The organism is Streptomyces sp. NPDC127038 (genome assembly GCF_042725875.1).
Lineage (GTDB): Bacteria > Actinomycetota > Actinomycetes > Streptomycetales > Streptomycetaceae > Streptomyces.
Map to the genome: position 1 here is coordinate 1 of NZ_JBHXDQ010000023.1, position 17,235 is coordinate 17,235.

Sequence of the window (17,235 nt, forward strand, 5' to 3'; positions counted from 1 at the left end):
GCGACGGGGGCGGGGGCCCGTAGGGCGTGGGGGGCCGGGGGAACTCGCTTCCCCGGACCCCCGTCGTGCTGTCGGCGCGTGTCCTACCGCAGGCGTTCGACCGCCGCGGCCACCCGCTCGTCCGAGGCGGTGAGGGCCACACGGACGAACCGCTCGCCCGCCTCGCCGTAGAAGTCGCCGGGGGCCACCAGGATGCCCAGCTCGGCCAGACGGGCCACCGTGGACCAGCAGGACTCGTCCCGGGTGGCCCAGAGGTAGAGGCTCGCCTCGCTGTGCTCGATCCGGAAGCCGTGGCCCAGCAGGGCGTCGCGCAGGGCGGTACGGCGGGCCGCGTAGCGCTCACGCTGTTCGCGGACGTGGGTGTCGTCCGAGAGCGCGGCGACCACGGCGGCCTGGGTCGGCGCGGACGTCATCATGCCGCCGTGCTTGCGGATCGCGAGGAGCTCGCCGAGCACCGCCGGGTCGCCCGCGAGGAAGGCAGCGCGGTAGCCGGCCAGGTTCGAGCGCTTGGACAGCGAGTGGACCGAGACGATCCCCTCGTAGGAGCCGCCGCACACGTCGGGGTGCAGCACCGAGACCGGGTCGCTCTCCCAGCCGAGCTCGATGTAGCACTCGTCGGAGAAGACGAGGACGCCGTGCTCGCGGGCCCAGGCGACGATCCGGGTGAGCTCGGCGGCGGACAGGACCCTGCCGGTCGGGTTCGACGGGGAGTTCAGCCACAGCAGCTTCAGGCCCGCCGGGTCCAGCTCGGTCGGGTCGTCGTAGACCACGTGCTCCGCACGGGCGAGCCGCGCGCCGACCTCGTACGTCGGGTAGGCGAGGCGCGGGTAGGCGACCTTGTCGCCCGGGCCGAGGCCGAGCTGGGTCGGCAGCCAGGCGACCAGTTCCTTGGAACCGACGACGGGCAGGACATGGTGGTGGGTGACGTCCCGCGCGCCGAGCCGCCGCTCCACCCAGCCCGTGAGCGCGTCCCGCAGCTCGGGCGTGCCCCACACGGTCGGATAGCCGGGCGAGTCCGCGGCCGCGACCAGGGCTTTCTGGATCAGCTCGGGCACCGGGTCGACCGGGGTGCCGACGGACAGGTCGACGATGCCGCCCGGGTGAGCGGCGGCCGTCGCCTTGTAGGGCTCCAGCTTGTCCCAGGGGAAGACGGGAAGCCGGTCGGAGACTGCGGACACGGGATCAGGCTCACTTTCTCGACGTACGCCCCGTACACGCGGTACGGGCGGCTGCGCGGCGGCGGGCGCGCCGGCACGGCAAACGCCTCGGTCCCGTACAGCGACCGGAAGGATCGGGCCGTACGGGACCGGGGCGACGCTCCGCCGGCTGCCGCTGGGCGGGGCCCAGCGGACCGCCTACTGGTTCTGCGGCGGCAGTGCGGCGACGAACGGGTGGTCGCGCTCGATCAGGCCGAGCTTGCTGGCGCCGCCGGGCGAGCCGAGCTCGTCGAAGAACTCGACGTTCGCCTTGTAGTAGTCCTTCCACTCCTCCGGAGTGTCGTCCTCGTAGAAGATCGCCTCGACCGGGCACACCGGCTCACAGGCTCCGCAGTCGACGCATTCGTCCGGGTGGATGTACAAGGACCGGGAGCCCTCGTAGATGCAGTCGACCGGGCACTCCTCGATGCACGCCTTGTCCTTGACGTCGACACAAGGCTGCGCGATGACGTAGGTCACGCTGTCGTTCCTCCTCGATAGGGCGCTGGCGGGCCTGTCGTAGGCTCCGCCGCCTGGCGCGCGGGAGCGCGGCTCGTCGATGCCCGCCCCTAGTATCTCCGTTCTTGGGCATGATCCGAACAGGAGGGGTGAACTGACCTGTGGAATTCTCTGCCGCCGGCCGCCTTGAGGTCCGTGTCACCGCTGCTGACGTGGGTAAACGCGTCTCCGTGCGGCGCCTGACGGACAATGGAGACACGGTGGAGAAGTTCACCGATACGGTCGGTGTTCTCACATCATGGGACGACGGTGTGCTGCTGATCACACGACGGACCGGGGAGCGTGTCCGGATCGAGGAATCCTCCCTGGTCGCGGCCAAGGTCGTACCGTCCGCGCCCGCACGGCGGCGTGGTCCTTCGGCGTCCTACGACGAGCTGGCGCGGGTCGCCGCACGGGCCTGGCCCCCGGTGGAGAGCGAGCGGCTCGGCGGCTGGGAGCTGCGCGCGGCGGGCGGGTTCACCCGGCGCGCCAACTCGGTGCTGCCTCTGACCGCCCCCGGCGTGCCGCTCGACGAGGCCCTGGCGTACGTACGGGACTGGTACGCGGCGCGCGGCCTGCCCGCCTACGTCCAGACCGCCACCGGCGCCGAGGGCACCCAGGAGCTGCTGTGCGCGGAGCTGGAGGACCGCGGCTGGACGCGCGAGGTGAGCGCCGGACTGTGGACCGGCGCGCTCGCGCCGGTCGCCGACCGTGAGGCCCCCGGGGTGACGCTCTCGCGCACGGCGGACGAGGCCTGGCTCGGCCGCTACCAGCGCAAGGGCGTCGGCGAGACGGCCCTGAAGGTGCTGTCGGGCGGTCCCTCGGTGTGGTTCGCGACGGTGCCCGGCGCGGAGGGCGCCGCTCCGGCGGCGATCGGGCGGTGCGTGGTGGACGGCCGCTGGGCCGGTTTCGCCGCCGTGGAGGTCGACCCGGACCTGCGCCGCCGGGGCCTCGCCACCGCCGTGATGGCCGCGCTGGCTGGCCGGGCCCTGGAGGAGGGCGCCTCGGCGGCGTGGCTCCAGGTGGAGGCGGACAACACCGGGGCACGGGAGCTGTACGCCCGGATGGGCTTCGCCCCGCATCACGCCTACCACCACTACCGGTCCCCGTCGGAACCGGCCACGGAGGCGGGCGCGGCGAGTGCCGGTGCGGGTGCGGGCGGCGCGGACGGCGGCGCCGGTGCGGGTGCGGGCGGCGGCGCCGGTGCGGATACGGGCGGCGGCGGTGCGCATACGGGCGGCGGCGCCGGTGCGGGTGCCGAGTCGAATCGGTCGACGTGACGGGGAACGGGCCGCCCATGTCCTCCCCCCGGCCACCGCGGCGGGAGCGGGCCGACGAGGTGCGGCGGCGGTTCGCCGACGAGGCGCGGGCGGAGCGGCCCGACCTGGCCGAGCTGTGCCTGCTCGTGGGCGCCGCGGCCGACGGAACGCTGGACGACGCCGGGACGGACGCGGTGCAGATCCTGCTGGACGAGCTGGCGGGACAGCTGCCCTTCCGTCCCGGCGGCCCCCTGGCGTGGGCGACCGCCCTGGCCGAACTCCTCGGCGGGCGCCACGGATACCGGGGCTCGCCCGGCGACTACCAGCGGCTGGAGTCCTCGCTGCTGCACGCGGTGCTGCGCCGGCGGCGCGGGCTGCCGATCCTGCTCTCGGTGCTGTGGATGGAGGTCGCGCGGCGGGCCGGCGCCCCGGTCCACGGGGTCGCGCTGCCCGGCCATTTCGTCGTCGGGTTCGGGCCGCCCGAACGGCAGGTGCTCGCCGACCCCTTCGACGGCGGGCGGGTGCTGACCGGCACCGACGCGGAGCTCCTCGTCGCGGGCGCGACCGGCGCCCCGCTCGACCCGTCGATGCTCTCCCCGGCCGACCCGCTGGACGTCGTCCAGCGGGTCCTGAACAACGTCCGGGCCTGGGCCGCCGCCCGGCCCGAACGCTCCGACGTGGCCCTGTGGTCGGTGGAACTCTCCCTGCTGCTGCCCTCGCACCCGGCGCGGCTGCGGTACGAGCGGGCCCAACTGCTGGTCCAGCGGGGAGACTTCCTGACCGGGGCGACCGAACTCGACGCCTACGCCGACGTGGTCGCGGCGGTCGACGAACCGTCCGCGTCCCGGATCCGTCAACAGGCCCACGCGGCACGGGCGATGCTCAACTGACCGGCGCGGGACCCTCCTGGTCCACCAGGGCCCGCAGCTCCTCGATGTCCTCCGGGTCGACGTCGAGCCGCACGGCCTCGGCGAGCAGTTCGCCGATCCTCCCGGTCCGTCCCTGCTCGACGAGGAACTGCGCGTAGTGCAGGTACGCGTCCCCGTCCTGGTGTCCGATCGCCTCCTGGTAGCGGCGGTCGGCCTGCTCCCACTGCTGGAGGTCCTCGTGGAGGAGCGCCAGGTTCAGGTAGGCGTTGACCTCGCCGTCCCGGTCGATGGCGGCCTCGTAGTGGGGCACGGCCTCCTGTTCGGCGCCGCCGTCGACGAGGTGCAGGGCGTAGGCGAAGTGCGCGCCCGGCAGTTCCTCGGCGAGCGCCTCGCGCAGGTGCCCGCCGGCCGCCTCCATGGCGCCGGTGGCGTTCTCGGCCTCGCCGAGCACGACCAGGACGAACCGGTGTCCGGCGTCCAGGGCCCTGTGCAGCCAGGGGAGGGCCTCCTCGTACTCCCCCTGGTCGGCCAGGAGGCTGCCGAGGTTCCCGGCCGCCTTGGTGTCGCCCTCGCCGATCGCCCGGCCCAGCAGTTCGGCGGCCTCGTCGAGCCGTTCGTCGTCCATGCTGAGGAAGACGCCGTAGTCGTTGAGGGCCCTCGGGTTCTTCTCGGCCAGCGCCTGCCGGTAGAACTCCTCGGCACGGGTGCGGTCGCCGATCTCGTCGGCCAGGACGGCCGCGGTCCACAGGGTCACGTCACGGCCGCCGCGTGCGGCCCGTTCCAGGGCCGCGAGGGCGTCCTCGGGCCGGTCGAGCCGGAGCAGCAGATCGGCCAGGACCTCGTACGCCCCGGCGTCGCCCGCCTCGGCCGCCGCGGAGGTCAGCTCCAGCGCGGCGTCGAAGTCGCCCCACTCCTCCACGAGGTCCAGGATCCGCTCCGCGACCTCGTCGTCGGGGCCGGCCCACGCCCGCAGGTACAGGGTCAGGGCCGCGCCGGGGTTTCCCGCCGCGCGCTGCCGTTCGGCCTCGGCCTCAAGAGTGTCTTCCGCCATGGGCACATCCTCGCGCATCGGCGCCGGTGCCCCGGTCCACGGCCTGTGGCCCGCGGGCTACAGCCACCCCTTCTCCCGCGCGATCCGTACCGCCTCGGCCCTGTTGCGGGCCGTCAGCTTCTGGATCGCGGTCGAGAGGTAGTTGCGGACGGTGCCCTGGGAGAGATGGAGGGCCTTGGCCAGTTCGGCGTTGGTGGAGCCGTCGGCCGCCGCCCGCAGGACCTCGCGTTCGCGGTCGGTCAGGGGGTTGGCGCCCTCGGCCAGCGCGGCCGCCGCCAGGGTGGGGTCGATGACCCGCTCGCCGGCCAGCACCTTGCGTACGGCCGCCGCGAGCTGGGCGGCGGGGGCGTCCTTGACCAGGAAGGCGTCGGCGCCGGACTCCATGGCGCTGCGCAGATATCCGGGGCGGCCGAAGGTGGTGAGGATGAGCAGTTTGATGCCCGGGAGTTCCTTGTGGACCTCGGCCGCCGCCTCTATGCCCGTCATGCCGGGCATCTCGATGTCGAGGAGCGCCACGTCCACGTCGTGGGCACGGGCCGCGGCCAGCACCTCGTCGCCGCGGGCCACCTGGGCGACCACCTCGATGTCCGGCTCCAGTCCCAGCAGGGCGGCCAGCGCCTCGCGGACCATCGACTGGTCCTCGGCGAGCAGGACCTTGATCGTGCGGCTCATGCACCGGATCCTACGGGGTCCTCCGCCGGGCCCTCCGGGGTCCGGCCGCCCTCCACGGGCGCCCGCGCCACCAGCCGGAATCCGCGCCGCACCCGGCCCGCCTCCATCGATCCGCCCGCCTTCTCCAGGCGTTCGGTCAGGCCGGTCAGCCCGTTGCCTGGTGCCGTGCCCGCGGTGCCGCCCGACCCGTCGTCCTCCACGGAGAGTTCGAGCACGGGGCCGTCCAGGGTCTGGCGGCGGACGAGCTCCACGGTGCAGCGCCGGGCGCCGCTGTGCCGTACGACATTGGTGACCGCCTCGCGCAGCGCCCAGGCCAGCGCCGACTCGCTCTCCTCGGGGACGCCGTCGAGATCGGGTTCGGACGGGAGGTCGGCGACCACGTCCGCCGCGGTCAACGCGACCTGGGCGCCCGCGAGTTCACCGGCAAGCCGGGGCCTGCGGTAGCCGGTGACCGCCTCGCGCACGTCGACCAGGGCCTGGCGGCTGACCTGTTCGATGTCGGCGACCTGCTGGGCCGCCTTCTCGGGGTGGCCGGGGAGCATCCGCCCGGCCAGTTCGCTCTTCAGCGTGATCAGCGAGAGCGAGTGGCCGAGCAGGTCGTGCAGGTCGCGGGCGAGCCGCAGGCGCTCCTCGTTGGCGGCGAGCTGGGCGACGGTGGCCCGCGCCTTGCGCAGCTCCACCGTCGTACGGACGAGCTGGCGCACGCCGGTCATCGCGAAGCCGATGAGGACGACGAGCAGGACCAGGTTGCGGGCGTCGTCCTCGCCGCCGTGCAGGCCGACGAGCAGCATCACGACGGCGGTGAGCGGGATCGTCCAGTAGGAGACCCGCAGCGGGAACGTCGTCCCGCAGGCGACCGAGACGTACACGAACAGGCCGAGCCAGGGCGCGCCGAGCGTCAGACACAGGACGACGGCCAGCACGCCGAGTGCGAGCACCATGAGCGTGACGGCCAGGGTGCCGGTGAAGGCCTGGCCCATGTGCCGGAAGACCAGCGTCAGATAGACGGCGACGAAGGCCGCGAGGCCCGCCCAGCCGGCCGCGGTGGCGGCGGGCGTGTGGGCGCCGGAGGCGAGGTCGTGGACCGGTGAACCGAGGAACACCAGCCAGATGACGATCCACACCGACTTGCGCAGGGCCTCGCGGAGGTTGCGCGGGGACTCCCCCATCCTCACGATCCGGTCCGTGCGGGCCCCGTCGGGCAGCGGGTCTTCCGTCATGGCGTTCACGCCTTCAGCGTGTCCTTCCGGTACAGCCAGGCCGCGCCGCCCGCGAAGAGGGCGAAGGACACGGCGAGGATGGCGATGTCCTTGGCGTGCGGGGCGTTCCCCAGTTCGATGGCCTGCCCCAGGGCAGCGTACGCGTGCGTGGGAAGCCACTTGGCTATGTTCTGGAGCCAGTCGGGGAAGGTCGTCGTCGGCATCCACAGGCCGCCGAGCATGGACAGACCGAAGTAGACGATCATCGTGATGGGGCGTACCGCGTCCCCGCTGGCGAGGTAGCCGATGGCGACGCCGAGCGCGGCGAAGACCAGGCTGCCCGCCCAGATCACGCCGGTGAGCGCGAACCACTGCCACACGTCCAGGCGTACATTCTTCACGGCCGCGGCGACGACGAAGACGATGACGATCGACGGCAGGCTGATCACGGCGGCGCTGGCCGTCTTGGCGAACACATAGCCGCGGCCGGGCAGCGGGGTGAGCCGCAACTGCCGTACCCAGCCGCTCTCCCGCTCCTTGGCGATTCGCTCGCTGTTGCCCATCAGGACGGCGGTCAGGGCGCCGAAGGAGGCCATGGAGACCATGAAGAAGGTCGGCAGGGTCAGGCCGGTGCCGGGGACCTTGGTGTGGTCGTCGGCGCTGCCGGCGATCAGCAGGAACAGGGCCGAGGGGTAGATCACCGAGAAGAACAGGAACTTCCGGTTGCGCAGGGCGCGGGTGATCTCCAGCTTGATGAGACTGTTCACTTGGACGTGGCCTCCTGGGCAACGGTGGCCTCTTCGGCACCGGCGGCGGTGATCGTGGCCTCTTCGGCGGCGGTGAGCGTGGCCTCTTCGGCCTCGGTGATGGCGACGAAGGCCTGCTCCAGGCCGAGCCCGGCGACTTCGAGGTTGCGCGGGTAGACGCCCAGCCCGTACAGCGCGTGGACGGTCGCGTCGGCGTCGGAGGACTGGATGCGGACGGTCTGGCCCGAGACGTCGACCGAGGTGAGGAACGGCAGCGCGCGCAGCGGGGCCTCGTCGATCACGCCCTCCAGGTCGAAGGAGACGCGGCGCGCTCCGGCCTTGGCCTTGATCTCGGCGGCGGTGCCGTCGGCCAGCAGCCGTCCCCGGTGCAGGACGAGGACGCGGTCCGCGATGGCGTCGGCCTCCTCAAGGTAGTGGGTGGCGAACAGGACCGTACGGCCCTGGTCGGCCTGTTCGCGCATGGTGGCCCAGAAGGCCTGCCGGGCGGAGACGTCCATGCCGGTGGTGGGTTCGTCGAGGACGATCAGGTCGCTGTCCCCGGCCGTGGCGAGGGCGAAGCGGACGCGCTGCGCCTGGCCGCCGGAGAGCTTGTTGACCTTGCGGTCGGCGATCTGGGTGATGCTCGCGCGGGCGAGGACCTCGCTGGGGCGGTGGGGCCTCGGGTGCAGGTCGCAGGCGAGCTTGACGAGTTCGCCGACGGTGACCTCGTCCATCAGGCCGCCGCTCTGGAGCATGGCGCCGACCCGGCCGGCGACGATCGCCTCGCGCGGGCCGGTGCCGAACACCCGGACGGTGCCGCTGTCGGCGTTCTTGAGGCCGAGCAGCAGGTCGAGCGTGGTCGACTTGCCCGCGCCGTTGGGGCCCAGCAGGGCGACGGTCTCGCCGGGGTGGAGGTCGAGCGTCAGGCCGTCCACGGCCCGGACGTTCCCGTAGCTCTTGGTCACCGATTCGAACCGGACCACCGGTGGGGTGGTGGTCGCCGCAGTCGTTGTCATGTCGTCCATGGTGGCGGTCAGGGGGGTGCGCGCGGCAGTGTGCTGCGTCCTGGACCGCGGATGACAGATGTCATGTCTGCGCCCCGGTCCCGGCTCCACGACAGGAGGGCACCCGGCCGGTGGAGATCCGGCCGGGTGCCCTCCGTGCGCTGCTGGCTGCGCCCGCTAGTTGGGGTTGGTGGGGATGGTCACGTCGCGTTCGGCGGTCGTCTTCCCGAGCAGTGCCTTTCCTATGGCGGAGGCAACGTCCTGAGGGCTGACGGCCTTCTGGCTGCCGTCGCCCTTGGTGATCGTCACCCCGTCGAAGGCGTGTCCGTACAGCGACTGGAGCACGTTCAGGTCGTAGTGCTCGACGAGCTTGCCCTGGACCGGCCGGACGCTCAGGAACTTCCAGATGGACTTCTGCGGGCTGAAGGGGATGGCGTGGTTGGCGTCCGTGCGGATGACGATGGTCGCGGACATGGCGACCGTCGCGAACGTCGACATCTTCCGGTCGACCTCGGCCTTGCTGATCGTCGGCTGACGGGTCGTGGTGGCGACCTTGACCGGCGTGGCCGTGCCGCTCTCCACCTGGGCGCGGTAGGCGTCCTGGACGGCCTGGAGCGAGGGCCCGACGTCGATGCCCTTGCCGACCTTGCCGTAGACGGCGACGGCCTTGCCCGGCTGGAACTTGATCGTGCCGTCGTTCGCCGAACCCGAGGTGCTCGCGGCGCGCTCCAGGGCGGCCTGGAGCTTCTCCTTGTCGACGGGCATGACGGGGTCCACCACGCGGCCCTGGCCGAACAGCGAACCGATCACGGAGATCGGGTTGTAGTCGCTGCCCGCGGCGGCGCGGACGGTGGCCTGGTCGTCCAGCTGGAGTCCGGCCTGGTCGGGCCTGAGCTGAACGGTGTCGCCGTCGACGGACAGCGTGAGCGGCTTGTCGGTGCGGTCGCCGAGGGCCGCGTCGAGCTTCTTGACGGCGTCGTCGCGGGTGCCGCCGCCGATGTCCACGCCGAGGACCGTGGTGCCCTTGGGCACGTCCGAGTGGTTCATCAGGAGGCCGGCACCGTAGGCGCCGCCGGCCAGGACCACGACGAGGGCGCCGAGGAGCGCCGGCTTGTTGCGGCCCTTCTTCTTCGCCGGCTTCGCCGGGGCGGCGGGCTGGCGGACGGGCTCGGGGAGCTTCGGCGGGGTGTGCGAGCGGGGGCCGTCGTTGCGCTCGCCCTCGTACGCGAAGTTGTGGCTGGGCGACACGACGGGCATGCCGCTGGTCAGCGTGTGTCCGGAGACGTTCTCCGCGGGGGCGCCGTAGCCGCCGGGGCCCGGGTCGGGTGCCGGCTTCTGCGGCGTCAGGATCGCGGTGTCGTCGCTGAGACCGCCGCTCAGTCCGCCGCGCGTGCCGGTGCCGGCGGCGGGGTAGCCACGGCCGGTGCCGCGGTTGCCGCCGGCCGGGCCGGGCTGCGCGGCCAGGCTGCCGGGGGCCGCTCCGGGGCCGGCAGGCGGCCGCAGCGGGCCGTCGCCCGTGGTGGGTCCCGAGGTCGGACCGGCCGGGCCGCCCCCGCCGTTCTCGGAGAAGTACGGGAGGTCGTCGCGGCGCGGCTCGCCGGAGCCCGTGGGGGCGCCGGAACCGCCGGACGGGCCGATGGCCGGGAACGAACCGGTGTCGCGCAGCGCTCCGGAGACGTCGAAGGAGCCCGTACCGCCGCCGTGGCCGGGGGCCACGGGTCCGGCGCCGGTGGCACCGGGGAGCGGGGCGCCGTTCGCGCCGCCGGGGCGGCCGCCGGTGATGCCCAGCGGTCCGGCGCCGGTGGACGGCGCGGGCCGTCCGGTGCCCGGTGTGCCCGCCGCGGGCGCGGACGGCGCGGTTCCGGCGGGAGCCGAAGCGCCCGGGATGCCCGCTCCGTTGGTCGAGCCGCCGCCCTGCGCGCCCTTGGGGGGCGCGCCGGCCTTGCGCGGCGCGAACCAGTCGCTGGTCTTCTCCTCGGCGGGCGCCTGCGGTTCCACGGGCGCGGCCGCGGGTGCGGACGGGGCCGGGACGGAGGCCGTCGCGCCGGCGGGCGAACTCATGCCCTGCGGCGCCGGTGTGCCGGTCTGCGTGCCGTCGCCGCCCTCGGGCGAGGCGTCGGCGTCGGCGACGGGCGTACGGACGACCACGGGCGGGATGGGCCGCGATCCGGGGATGTTGATCCGGATCCGTGTCGTCAGGGTGGTCTCGGTCTTGCGTTCCTCCGTCGGCCGCCCGGCGGCCGAACGGCCCGTGTCGGCACCGTTCTCGGAAGCCGCGGGGGTGCCGTACGGCGGCGTCCCCGACGGGTACGCGGCTCCACCGCGCCCGTTGGGCCCGGAGGACGAACTGTCAGTTTCACGACTCAAGGCAGGTTCTCCCGGTTGGCTCCGCCGCCCGTTTACTCGACCTCATCTCGGGCAGCTCGGCGGCGCGCACCACCATACTGGCCATGTCCGGCCCGCAAACCTCGCCCGTCCAGGAATCTCGCACCGGACCGGCACGGGACCGATACGGCGAAGTGGTACGTCACTTGCCAAGTCGGGCGCCGGAAGGGCCTGGTTGCCGCCCCAGGCCGAGAGTGGCGCACATCACAGCCAGCGCCATGCCTCCGAGCAGGAAGAGATAGGAGCCGACTCCCGCGCCGAAGAGGAAGTCCCCTTCCGGGCGGCTGGCGGTGAGCAGGACGACGGCGACCATCCAGCCGGCGGCGGGGGCGACGGCACCGGCCCGGGACTCCGCGGCCCGCGCGCCGCCGACGAAGAGTCCGGCGGCGCCCGCCAGGGCGAGCAGCAGCCCGAACGGGAACCAGCCCGGCTGCACCAGGGCGCCCGCGACGCCGACGACGGCGCCGAGCAGAAAGAGCCCCAGGTAGGCGGCGATCCGCCCGCCCGAGGGGCGCGTCAGCGGCTGGGCGAGGATGCTTCCGCCGCGCTGTCCGTTCGTGCTCATCGCTGTTCCGTCCCCTCGAAGAGGTCGCGCTCGCGCGCCGCGGGGCGCGGGGCGTCGGCCAGTTCGTAGTACTCGGTGGTGAAGAGCGGCTGGGCCAGCTCGTTCGAGAGGATGAACCAGGGCCCGTCCACGGTGATCTGGGTGGCGTGCGCGCGCATCGCGGCGGCCTTGGCGGCCGCGTACGCGGTGCCGTCGATCTCGGTGGTGACGAGCGCCTCGTCCACCACGCCCGGTACGTCGTCGACGGCGGCGCTCCGGTCGAACGGCAGCCCGGGGAGGGCCTCGCGCAGCCGGGCGAAGGCCTCCTCGGCGACCGGGCGGGGCACCCGGTTCCAGTACGTCTTGGCGATCCGCCAGGCGTCGCCGAGATCGGGGCGGTGGGCGGGGTCGGCGGCCAGCTCCGCGGCGCGCACGGCCACGCGGTGGGCCTGGATGTGGTCGGGGTGCCCGTAGCCCCCGTCGGGGTCGTAGGTGACGAGCACCTGGGGGCGCACCTCGCGGATCACCTGTACGAGGTGGTCGGCGGCGCCGTCGACGTCGGCGGCCCAGAAGGCGCCGGCGCGGTGGTTCTGTTCGGCGCCCATCATCCCGGAGTCGCGGAACCGCCCGGGGCCGCCGAGGAAGCGGTGGTCGGTGACGCCGAGTTCCTTCATGGCGGCGCTCAGCTCACCGGTCCGGTAGGGGCCGAGCCCGCCCTCGCGGTCGGGGGCGAGATGGGCGAGTTCGGGCGGAATGACCTCGCCCTCCTCGCCGAGGGTGCAGGTCACCAGCGTCACCTGGGCGCCCTCGGCCGCGTAGCGGGCCATGGTCGCGCCGTTGTTGATCGACTCGTCGTCCGGGTGCGCGTGCACCAGGAGCAGACGCCGGTCGGGCAGTTCCGTCATGGAGCCCACCCTACGAGGCGCCGGACGCCCGCGGGCCGCCCGCCGGGCCCCGTGGCACTCCGGCGGGCGCCGGGCGCCGCACGGCCCCGTGAGGCCGCCGGACCGGCGGATCGCGGGCGCGTACGAACCGGGCCGTTTCGAGGACGCCGGACGGGGCAGGCGGGGAGCGGGAGTCGGACGCCCTCCCCGCCGCCGGCCGCGGCGCGGATCAGAACTTGATGCTGCCGATCATGCCCGCGATGTTGGTGGTCAGATCGCTGATCGTGGGTGCGATCGTCGAGGAGGCGAGATAGAAGCCGAGCAGCATGCAGACAACCGCGTGACCGCCTTTCAGCCCTGACTTCTTGATCAGGAGAAAGACGATGATCGCCAGCAGCACCACCGCCGAAATCGAGAGTGCCACGGCGGTTCACCTCCAAAGTTCCCAGGGACCTGGGGTCCGGTACGGGGTCGGACATGGGGGGTCGGTCGTTCCAAACAGCAGCCAGCAGGTTCCTACCCACACAGCGCTAGTGATCATAACTATCCGTACGCGCGCATCGATCGGCGCACGGCCGCACAAGGGGGCGCATGGCCAATATGGTCGAGCCATGACGACCGAGCCTCTCTCCTTCCCGCGCCGGTACGCCCGCACCCAGCGGTTCAGCTCCGGCGCGCCGCGCGCGTTCACCGTGTCCCCCGACGGTTCCCGCGTGGTGTTCCTGCGGTCCCCCTCCGGTACGGAGCGGGCGAACCAACTGTGGGTCCTCGACGTGCCGGAGGGCCGCGAGCGGGTCGTGGCCGACCCCGCGGCCCTGCTCGGCGGCGCCGTCGAGCATCTCTCCCCGGAGGAGCGCGCGCGTCGCGAGCGCAGCCGCGAGGGCGGCGCGGGGATCGTCGGCTACGCCACCGACGCGGCCGCCGAGTTGGCCTCTTTCACCTTGTCAGGGCGGTTGTTCACGGCGGAGCTGCGGGCCGGCACGGCACGCGAACTCCCGGTCCCCGGGCCGGTGATCGACCCGCGCCCCTCCCCGGACGGCACGCTCGTGGCGTATGTCTCGGGGGGCGCGCTGCGGGTCGTCGGCGCCGAGGGCGAGGGCGACCGCGCGGTCGCGGAGCCGGAGCGGAACGAGGGTCCCGGTGTCGTCTCCTACGGGCTGGCCGAGTTCATCGCGGCCGAGGAGATGGGGCGTTCGCGCGGCTTCTGGTGGTCACCCGAAGGAGACCGGCTGCTCGCCGCGCGGGTGGACGACACGCCGGTACGGCGCTGGTGGATCTCCGATCCGGCACACCCGGACGCCGAACCGCAGCGGGTCGCGTATCCGGCGGCGGGCAGCGCCAACGCGGACGTCCGGCTCTTCGTGTTCGGGCTCGACGGGGTGCGCACGGAGGTGTCCTGGGACCGGGCGCGCTACCCGTATCTGGCACATGCGCACTGGTCAGCCGCCGGTGCGCCGCTGCTGCTCGTACAGGCGAGGGACCAGCGCAGCCAGCTGTTCCTTGCCGTGGACCCGGACACCGGGGCGACCCGGATGGTGCACGCCGACGAAGATCCAACTTGGCTCGATCTTTTCCCCGGAGTGCCGTGCTGGAGTCCGGGCGGACAGCTCGTGCGGATCGCCGACGAGGGCGGCGCGCGGGTCCTGGCGTTCGGTGAACGCCCGCTGACCGGGGCCCAGTTGCACCTCCGCGCGGTGCTCGACGTCTCGGCCGACGACGTGCTGGTCTCGGCCTCGGCGGGCGAGGACGCGAGTTCACCCGAAACGGGTGAAGTCCATGTGTACCGGGTGAACGAACTCGGCCTGGAACGCGTCTCGCAGGAGCCGGGCGTGCACACGGCGGTGCGCGCCGGGGGCGTGACCGTGCTCGTGTCGTCGGCGCTCGACCGGCCGGGCGCCCAGGTGCGGGTGCTGCGCGAGGGGAAGCAGCTGGCGACCATCCCCTCGTACGCGGAAGATCCCGGTCTGTCCCCGCGCGTGACGCTCACACAAGGGGGCGCACGGAAAATCCCATGCGCCGTGCTGTTGCCCACCGACTATGACGGTGACGGCCCCCTGCCCGTCCTCCTCGACCCCTACGGCGGTCCGCACGGCCCCCGGGTGCTGGCCGCGCACAACGCGCACCTCACCTCGCAGTGGTTCGCCGACCAGGGCTTCGCGGTGGTCGTCGCCGACGGCCGCGGCACCCCCGGGCGCTCCCCCGCCTGGGAGAAGGCGATCCGCGACGACCTGACCCTCTCGCTCGACGACCAGGTGGAGGCGCTGCACGGGCTCGCCGACCGGTTCCCGCTCGACCTGTCCCGGGTGGCGATCCGCGGCTGGTCGTACGGCGGCTGGCTCGCGGGGCTCGCCGTGCTGCGCCGCCCCGACGTCTTCCACGCGGGCATCGCGGGTGCCCCGGTGACGGACTGGCGGCTGTACGACACGCACTACACGGAGCGGTACCTCGGCGACCCCGCGGCGAACCAGGCGGCGTACGAGCGCAGTTCCCTGGTCACCGACGAGGGGCTGTCCGAACCCGCGGACACCCACCGGCCGTTGATGATCGTGCACGGCCTCGCGGACGACAACGTGGTGGTGGCGCACGCCCTGCGGCTGTCCTCGGCCCTGCTGGCCGCCGGCCGCCCGCACGAGGTGCTGCCCCTGTCGGGGGTCACGCACATGACCCCGCAGGAGACGGTCGCCGAGAACCTGCTGCTGCTCCAGGTGGACTTCCTGCGACGCGCCCTCGGTATGAACTGACCGGCCGGAGTACAACGAGCCGGGGTGACATGGCTGCACCCCGGCTCGTTCACGGCACCCGCACGGCCGTACGGTGTTCACCCTGCCGCGTCCGTATATCGGTACCGCTTCCGTCAAGTTGCCTGCGTGTTAACGACGTTCGTTCACATTTGTTCCGCTATGCCGTCCCGTCGGTCGGCTCCTCCGGCGGCACGACCTGCTTCTCCTCCGCGAAGTGGCAGGCCGAGTCGTGGGCGGCCGGCCCCTCGGCGAGCCGGAACTCGGCCGGCACCGCGAGCAGCGGCACCTCCAGCGTGCAGCGCTCCTGGGCCTTCCAGCAGCGGGTCCGGAACCGGCAGCCGGAGGGGATGTTCGCGGGCGAGGGCACGTCCCCGTGCAGGATGATCCGCTCCCGGTGCTCGCGGGCCTCCGGGTCGGGCACGGGCACCGCGGAGAGCAGCGCCTGGGTGTAGGGGTGGGTGGGATGGTCGTAGATCTCGACGTCCTTGCCGGTCTCCACGATCCGCCCGAGGTACATCACCCCGACCCGGTCGGAGATGTGCCGCACGATCGACAGGTCGTGCGCGATGAAGACGTAGCTGAGGTCGAACTCGGCCTGGAGCCGGTCCAGCAGGTTGATCACCTGCGCCTGCACGGAGACGTCGAGCGCGGAGACCGGTTCGTCGGCGACGATGATCTCGGGGCGCAGCGCGAGCCCCCGCGCGATGCCGATGCGCTGGCGCTGGCCGCCGGAGAACTGGTGCGGATAGCGGTTGATGTACTCCGGGTTGAGCCCGACCACGTCCAGCAGGTCCTGCACCCGGCGCCGCCGGTCGCCCTTCGGCGCGACCTCGGGGTGGATGTCGTAGGGCTCCCCGATGATGTCGCCGACGGTCATGCGCGGGTTGAGCGAGGTGTACGGGTCCTGGAACACCATCTGGATGTTGCGGCGCACCGCCTTGAGCGCCTTGCCGGACAGCTTGGTGATGTCCTCGCCCTTGTACTTGATCGCGCCCTCGGTCGGCCGTTCCAGGTTGACCAGCATCTTGGCGACGGTGGACTTGCCGCAGCCGGACTCGCCGACGATGCCGAGGGTCTCGCCGCGATCGAGGTGGAAGTCGACGCCGTCGACCGCCTTGACGGCCCCGATCTGCTTCCTGAACAGGATCCCCTGGGTGAGCGGGAAGTGCTTGACGAGTCCGCTGACCTCCAGCAGCGGCTCAGTTGCGGCTTGAGTCATCGAGGCACTCCCTCCAGAAGAAGCAGGCGCTCCCGCGGTCCGCGTCGACCTCCGCGAGCGGCGGCACCTCGGTGCGGCAGATGTCCTGGGCCATCGGGCAGCGCGGGTTGAAGGCGCAGCCCGGCGGGATGTGCATCAGGTTGGGCGGCAGGCCCTTGATGGCGTAGAGCTCCTGGCCCTTCTGGTCGAGCCGGGGGATCGAGTCCAGGAGACCCTTGGTGTAGGGATGGGCGGGCGCCTTGTAGATGTCGTGGACCGGGGCCGTCTCGACGATCCGGCCCGCGTACATCACCGCGATCTTGTCGGCGACGTCGGCGACCACGCCGAGGTCGTGGGTGATGAGGATGAGCCCCATGTGGAGCTCGCGCTGGAGTTCCGCGAGCAGGTCCATGACCTGGGCCTGCACGGTGACGTCGAGCGCGGTGGTCGGTTCGTCGGCGATGATCAGGGCGGGTTCCAGGGCCAGCGCCATGGCGATCATGATGCGCTGGCGCATACCGCCGGAGAACTGGTGCGGATAGTCCCGCACCCGCTCGGCGGCTCCCGGGATGCGTACGTGCTCCATCAGTTCGATCGCCTTGGCGCGGGCCTCCTTGCGCTTCATCCCGCGGTGCACGATGAACATCTCGCCGAGCTGGTCGCCGACGCTGATCACGGGGTTCAGGGAGGACAGCGCGTCCTGGAAGATCATCGCCATCTCGGCGCCCCGGACCTTGCGCCGCTCCTCCTCCTTGAACTTCAGCAGGTCCTTGCCCTGGAAGAGGATCTCGCCGCCGGTGATCTTCCCGGGCGGGATGTCGAGAATGCCCATCACGGCCTGGGCGGTGACCGACTTGCCGGAGCCGGACTCGCCGAGCACGGCGAGCGTCTCGCCCTCGTCCACGCTGTAGTTGACCCCGTTGACGGCCTTGGCGACTCCGTCCCGGGTCCTGAACTCCACGTGCAGATCGCGTACTTCGAGCAGCACG

General features: G+C 72.7%; 16 protein-coding genes. 3 read left to right on the top strand and 13 right to left on the bottom strand.

Annotated elements, in window-relative coordinates:
- Positions 1-83: 83 nt before the first annotated feature.
- Together ACFWI4_RS18035 and fdxA are read right to left on the bottom strand one after the other, a co-directional pair.
- Entirely contained in the window at positions 84-1,178 is a 1,095-nt protein-coding gene (locus ACFWI4_RS18035; protein ID WP_385402767.1) for a bifunctional succinyldiaminopimelate transaminase/glutamate-prephenate aminotransferase, read from the bottom strand.
- 177 nt (positions 1,179-1,355) lie between these two features.
- Entirely contained in the window at positions 1,356-1,676 is a 321-nt protein-coding gene (gene fdxA, locus ACFWI4_RS18040; protein WP_019058397.1) for a ferredoxin, read from the bottom strand.
- A gap of 140 nt (positions 1,677-1,816) precedes the next feature.
- Between fdxA and ACFWI4_RS18045 the strand changes: the two genes are divergently transcribed.
- Both ACFWI4_RS18045 and ACFWI4_RS18050 read left to right on the top strand, forming a co-directional pair.
- On the top strand, positions 1,817-2,974 hold the full coding sequence (locus ACFWI4_RS18045) for a GNAT family N-acetyltransferase (protein WP_387196977.1): 1,158 nt from the start codon (positions 1,817-1,819) through the stop codon (positions 2,972-2,974).
- Positions 2,975-2,991: 17 nt separating this feature from the next.
- Positions 2,992-3,843: a tetratricopeptide repeat protein gene (locus ACFWI4_RS18050; RefSeq protein WP_387196980.1), complete on the top strand. Its 852-nt coding sequence runs from the start codon at positions 2,992-2,994 to the stop codon at positions 3,841-3,843.
- On the opposite strand, the gene ACFWI4_RS18055 is transcribed toward ACFWI4_RS18050, so the two are convergent.
- The 9 genes from ACFWI4_RS18055 to ACFWI4_RS18095 all read right to left on the bottom strand — a co-directional run bounded on the left by ACFWI4_RS18055 (position 3,836) and on the right by ACFWI4_RS18095 (position 12,731).
- A complete protein-coding gene (locus tag ACFWI4_RS18055; protein WP_387196982.1) occupies positions 3,836-4,873 on the bottom strand; it encodes a tetratricopeptide repeat protein in 1,038 nt (345 codons plus the stop codon). The genes ACFWI4_RS18050 and ACFWI4_RS18055 overlap by 8 nt on opposite strands.
- Before the next feature lie 57 nt (positions 4,874-4,930).
- A complete protein-coding gene (locus tag ACFWI4_RS18060; RefSeq protein ID WP_387196984.1) occupies positions 4,931-5,545 on the bottom strand; it encodes a DNA-binding response regulator in 615 nt (204 codons plus the stop codon).
- Positions 5,542-6,765, bottom strand: a complete 1,224-nt coding sequence (locus ACFWI4_RS18065) for a sensor histidine kinase (protein WP_387197212.1) — start codon at positions 6,763-6,765, stop codon at positions 5,542-5,544. The genes ACFWI4_RS18060 and ACFWI4_RS18065 overlap by 4 nt, the downstream gene beginning before the upstream one ends.
- A gap of 5 nt (positions 6,766-6,770) precedes the next feature.
- Positions 6,771-7,511, bottom strand: a complete 741-nt coding sequence (locus ACFWI4_RS18070; RefSeq protein WP_339131270.1) for an ABC transporter permease — start codon at positions 7,509-7,511, stop codon at positions 6,771-6,773.
- Positions 7,508-8,506 (bottom strand): ABC transporter ATP-binding protein, encoded by a 999-nt coding sequence (locus ACFWI4_RS18075; RefSeq protein ID WP_387196987.1) that lies wholly within the window; start codon positions 8,504-8,506, stop codon positions 7,508-7,510. The genes ACFWI4_RS18070 and ACFWI4_RS18075 overlap by 4 nt, the downstream gene beginning before the upstream one ends.
- A 165-nt stretch (positions 8,507-8,671) precedes the next feature.
- Positions 8,672-10,861, bottom strand: coding sequence for a hypothetical protein (locus tag ACFWI4_RS18080; RefSeq protein ID WP_387196990.1), 2,190 nt, complete (start codon positions 10,859-10,861; stop codon positions 8,672-8,674).
- Positions 10,862-11,021: 160 nt separating this feature from the next.
- Positions 11,022-11,444, bottom strand: a complete 423-nt coding sequence (locus tag ACFWI4_RS18085) for a DUF6113 family protein (protein ID WP_387196993.1) — start codon at positions 11,442-11,444, stop codon at positions 11,022-11,024.
- Positions 11,441-12,328, bottom strand: a complete 888-nt coding sequence (gene mshB / locus ACFWI4_RS18090; RefSeq protein WP_387196996.1) for an N-acetyl-1-D-myo-inositol-2-amino-2-deoxy-alpha-D-glucopyranoside deacetylase — start codon at positions 12,326-12,328, stop codon at positions 11,441-11,443. The genes ACFWI4_RS18085 and mshB overlap by 4 nt, the downstream gene beginning before the upstream one ends.
- A gap of 208 nt (positions 12,329-12,536) precedes the next feature.
- Positions 12,537-12,731 carry a hypothetical protein gene (locus ACFWI4_RS18095; protein ID WP_037620693.1) on the bottom strand — a complete coding sequence of 65 codons (195 nt, stop codon included), beginning with the start codon at positions 12,729-12,731 and terminating at the stop codon, positions 12,537-12,539.
- 187 nt (positions 12,732-12,918) lie between these two features.
- Between ACFWI4_RS18095 and ACFWI4_RS18100 the strand changes: the two genes are divergently transcribed.
- On the top strand, positions 12,919-15,048 hold the full coding sequence (locus tag ACFWI4_RS18100) for a prolyl oligopeptidase family serine peptidase (RefSeq protein ID WP_387196999.1): 2,130 nt from the start codon (positions 12,919-12,921) through the stop codon (positions 15,046-15,048).
- Positions 15,049-15,205: 157 nt separating this feature from the next.
- Here the strand turns inward: ACFWI4_RS18100 and ACFWI4_RS18105 are convergent, their stop codons facing one another.
- Both ACFWI4_RS18105 and ACFWI4_RS18110 read right to left on the bottom strand, forming a co-directional pair.
- Positions 15,206-16,267, bottom strand: a complete 1,062-nt coding sequence (locus ACFWI4_RS18105; protein WP_387197001.1) for an ABC transporter ATP-binding protein — start codon at positions 16,265-16,267, stop codon at positions 15,206-15,208.
- Positions 16,248-17,234, bottom strand: coding sequence for an ABC transporter ATP-binding protein (locus tag ACFWI4_RS18110; protein WP_385402790.1), 987 nt, complete (start codon positions 17,232-17,234; stop codon positions 16,248-16,250). The genes ACFWI4_RS18105 and ACFWI4_RS18110 overlap by 20 nt, the downstream gene beginning before the upstream one ends.
- Between the last annotated feature and the right edge of the window lies 1 nt (position 17,235).